Source organism: Oleiphilus sp. HI0043 (assembly GCF_001634935.1).
Window position 1 is genome coordinate 1 of record NZ_LWEY01001338.1, and the last position, 1291, is coordinate 1291.

Sequence of the window (1291 nt, forward strand, 5' to 3'; positions counted from 1 at the left end):
TTCATCAGATAAACTAATGTGTATAGTCTCTGCACCCATTTCTTCCATTTTTAATTTTGCTTTTTGGTGCAAGACAGCAACAGGTTGCCCGCTCACCGAATGCGCGAGCTCTATATCATGCCAGGTAATACCCTGAGAGACCCCAGTACCCAAAGCCTTTGATACAGCTTCTTTGACAGCAAAACGCTTAGCTAAGAAGTTGTCTGGACGATTCGATTCAAGAAAGGAGTCAAACTCGTTGGGGGATAATATCCGCTTTGCAAAGCGCTCTCCATAACGCTCGAGGGATCTGGCAATTCTCTGGATTTCAACCAGGTCATTGCCAATACCTTTAACAGTCATAATTCACTATTAGCTCGTAGATTGTATTAAGGCATTCATTTCACGAACCGCATCCTTTATGCCAACAAACAAAGCCCTAGCAATGATACTATGCCCTATATTGAGTTCGTTAATACCGGGTATGGCCGCTATCGCATGCGTATTATGATAGTGCAAACCGTGCCCTGCATTAACAATCAGGCCATGAGACAAGGCCAAGTTCAAACCACTACGAATCCTTCCTAACTCTGCTTGCAATTCAAGCGGATCCTTACACTCGGCATAATGCCCTGTGTGAATCTCAATGGCTTGAGCACCGCAACGAACAGCCGCTTCAATTTGCGCAGGCTCAGGATCGATAAACAGAGAAACTTCTGAACCAATCTCACTCAAGCGAGCGCAGGCATCCTTAATACGATCTTCCTGCGCAATGACATCCAAGCCACCCTCAGTAGTCAGCTCCTCTCTTTTCTCAGGCACCAAACAACAATGTTCAGGCTTAACCTTCTCGGCAAGCCCTAGCATATTTTCGGTTACTGCCATTTCAAGATTCATTCGAGTTTGCAAGGTTTCCTTCATCACCAGTACATCTCGCTCTTGAATATGGCGTCGATCTTCACGCGGATGAATTGTAATACCATCTGCTCCAGCCTCTTCAGCCAGTAAAGCAGCTTGAACAGGGTCAGGGTAACGTGTGCCACGAGCCTCTCTCAAGGTTGCCACGTGATCAACGTTCACGCCTAATAAAACTCTGCCATTAGGATTTTCCATCAAATTTACCCCTTAAACTTTATCGGACGAAATAACTCTCGACTTTTTATCACCTGACCACCCAAAGCATCATCAACCAGATAGCGCATCAACTGCTTGGCCTTTAAGTACTCTTCCTTTTGCCAGGTAGAGCCATTAACAATATCTAAAGTACTGATAAGCGATATTGCTTTTCCACTTATAATAAACACACTTCCTA

3 protein-coding genes are annotated in these 1291 nt (G+C 44.7%); all 3 read right to left on the bottom strand.

Going from position 1 to position 1291, the window contains the following annotated elements:
• A partial coding sequence (acpS, locus tag A3729_RS17910) for a holo-ACP synthase (RefSeq protein WP_068634154.1) occupies positions 1-342 on the bottom strand: 342 nt, incomplete at its 3' end.
• 9 nt (positions 343-351) lie between these two features.
• Positions 352-1092 (bottom strand): pyridoxine 5'-phosphate synthase, encoded by a 741-nt coding sequence (gene pdxJ, locus A3729_RS17915; RefSeq protein WP_068507886.1) that lies wholly within the window; start codon positions 1090-1092, stop codon positions 352-354.
• 5 nt (positions 1093-1097) lie between these two features.
• A partial coding sequence (locus tag A3729_RS17920; RefSeq protein ID WP_231877461.1) for a hypothetical protein occupies positions 1098-1291 on the bottom strand: 194 nt, incomplete at its 5' end.